Raw genomic sequence first — 2,387 nt, forward strand, 5'->3', positions numbered from 1 at the left:
AGATCAACCCGCGCTACAACTACACCAACAAGCCGGACGGCAGCCAGGAAGCCGAACTCGTCGCCTATCAGGTGACCAACACGCTTTCGGTGCGGGTGCGCGATGTCGACAAGACCGGCGAGATCCTCGACAAGGCGGTGTCGCTCGGCGTCAACCAGGGTGGCGGCATCGCCTTCACCAATGACAACCCGGCAGCCACGGTCACCGAGGCGCGCAAGAAGGCGGTCGCCAACGCCATGGCCAAGGCCAAGACGCTGGCCGAGGCCGCAGGCGCCAGCCTCGGCCGGGTGCTCGAGATATCAGATCAGAACATTGCGCCGGCGCCGATGCCGATCAACGCCAAGGCCTTCGATGCCGCGGCGGGTGGCGCGGCTCCCGTGCAGGCCGGCGAGAATTCCTACAATGTCCAGGTGACCGTCACCTTCGAACTGAAGTAAGCGGCTCTGAGGATCCGTGGCTGGGTCTTGCCCAGCCACCGATGCATCACCAGCCAATAGCGCGCATGAAAAACCCCGCGGGATTGCTCCCGCGGGGTTTTTTCGAGCCACACCCTTCAAACGGAAAGGGGCTCCGCTAGTCCCAGCTGATCTTGCTAAAGATCATGCTGCCAGGCTGACCCTCAAAGAGGGGTCGGCCTTAATTGTCGAACCTCAGCGATAGATAACCGGGCAGCCGCGCTCATTGGCGAACACCACCACGACACGGTCGCCGTCCTGGCGGCCCGCCACCTTCACCGTACGACGGTTGACGTCGACGATGCGGACACGGTGGAGACCCATGCGTTCGGCCTTGTCGAGGGCGCGGTCCGGCGAACAGCCACGGCGCCAGTCGCCGCGGCGTTCATCACGGCGATGGCGATAACCGTCGTCACCGGTATAGACGCCGAAACGCGGGTCGTTGTTGTTGCCGAAGCCGAGATAGAGGCTGTCGGCGTGGGCGGGAACGGCCGCCAGTGTGCCGAGACCGACCAGGGCCGAAAGGGCTGCCGTCTTGATCGTGTTGAACATCGTCTTCTCTCCTTTTTGCGGGCCTTCGCCCGTCCTCGTGAACCGATGGGGGGAGAATGCGCTTGCCTGTCTGAACTCTTTACGAACCTGCCGTTCATCTCCGGTTCATATGGCGGGAAGAAGGAAGTTCCGGCCATTCGCCACCGTCCCCAGCCCTTGGTGAAGGCCGGAATGCCTGACTCGGCGCCCTATTCCGAGCCCGCGGATTGGCCGGAAGTCGTGGAACGTAAGGCTGTTGCTCGCCGCCGCTGGTCCTACGGCTCCTCGTCCAGCACATAGTCAAAATAGTCTTCCGGCTCGGCAAGATCGGTTTCACTCGCTTTGACCCGGCCGCGCATCGAGATGCCGGCTTCATGCACGGTCTCGGCGCTGCCAGACACCAGCCGGTGCCACCAGTAGAGGTCGCGGCCCTCGGCAACCAGCCGATAGGCACAGGTACTGGGCAGCCAACTGATGGTTCGCACATTCTGCGGCGTCAGCCCGACGCAATCGGGAACGCGCGCCAGCCGGTTGGCGTAGTCCGAACAGCGGCAGGTCTCGGCGTCGAACAGCCGACAGCCGACGCTGGTCCAGTAGATCTCGCCAGTGTCCTCGTCCTCAAGCTTTGACAGGCAGCATTTACCGCAGCCGTCGCACAGCGATTCCCACTCGGCCGGGCTCATCGCCTCCAGCGCCTTGGTTTTCCAGAATGGCGTTTCCATTTCCCGGATGTGGCCCCGGCCGCGGGCAAGGTCAAGCGCGGCAATGGTCGCAATTGCGGCTATCGCCAGGTGAATGACATGAAGTTGCCTTCAAAAGGTCGGTCAATCGCCCCGTACGGCCTCTATCCGTGCCAGACTGGAACCAATCGGCACAAGATCGGTTTCGGCAAGGATGGGACCCCACAAGGAGAATTTCGATGAAACGCCAACCACGGATTCTGGCAGGCACCGCACTTGGCCTGTTGATGGCATCCGCGCCGTTGGGCGCGTTCCCGCTTCAGGGAAGTGTCGCGTCCGGTCTTGCCCAGCGCACGGCAACCCCATTCATCCTGGCGCAAGCAGCATGCGCCGAGGGCGAATCGGCCGAGGCCTGCGCGCAGAAGCAGCAGGCGGAACCCGAACAGAAACACGAGCGCAAGAAGGCCGAGCCTGAACAGCAGGCCGCGCCTGCCCAGAGCGAGCAGCCCGCCGAGGAGCAGCAGCCACGCCGGAAGAAGCGCGACCAGCAGCAGCAGGCCGAGCAGGCGCCCGCCGAACAGGCCGCTCCCGCCGAGGAACAGCAGCCGCGCAGGAAGAAGCGTGATCAGCAGCAGCAGGCCGAACAGGCGCCGGCCGAACAGGCAGCACCCGCAGAGGAACAGCAGCCGCGCAGAAAGAAGCGTGACCAGCAGCAGCAGAC

Annotated in this window: 3 protein-coding genes and 1 pseudogene; 2 read left to right on the forward strand and 2 right to left on the reverse strand. The window is 63.9% G+C overall.

Annotated features, from left to right (window positions below; all coding sequences use genetic code 11):
- The coding region (locus tag EOA22_RS30915; protein WP_127390483.1) for an SIMPL domain-containing protein at positions 1 to 437 on the forward strand (437 nt) is incomplete at its 5' end.
- A 213-nt stretch (positions 438 to 650) separates the two neighbouring features.
- On the opposite strand, the gene EOA22_RS30920 is transcribed toward EOA22_RS30915, so the two are convergent.
- Positions 651 to 1,007, reverse strand: coding sequence for a hypothetical protein (locus EOA22_RS30920; RefSeq protein WP_013530174.1), 357 nt, complete (start codon positions 1,005 to 1,007; stop codon positions 651 to 653).
- Positions 1,008 to 1,261: 254 nt separating this feature from the next.
- Entirely contained in the window at positions 1,262 to 1,708 is a 447-nt protein-coding gene (locus tag EOA22_RS30925; RefSeq protein WP_013530173.1) for a YcgN family cysteine cluster protein, read from the reverse strand.
- Positions 1,709 to 1,905: 197 nt separating this feature from the next.
- Here EOA22_RS30925 and EOA22_RS30930 point away from each other — a divergent pair.
- Positions 1,906 to 2,387, forward strand: a pseudogene (locus tag EOA22_RS30930) (flagellar motor protein MotB); the annotation flags it as partial.

The sequence above is a fragment of the Mesorhizobium sp. M7A.F.Ca.US.014.04.1.1 genome (assembly GCF_003998745.1).
Lineage (GTDB): Bacteria > Pseudomonadota > Alphaproteobacteria > Rhizobiales > Rhizobiaceae > Mesorhizobium > Mesorhizobium ciceri.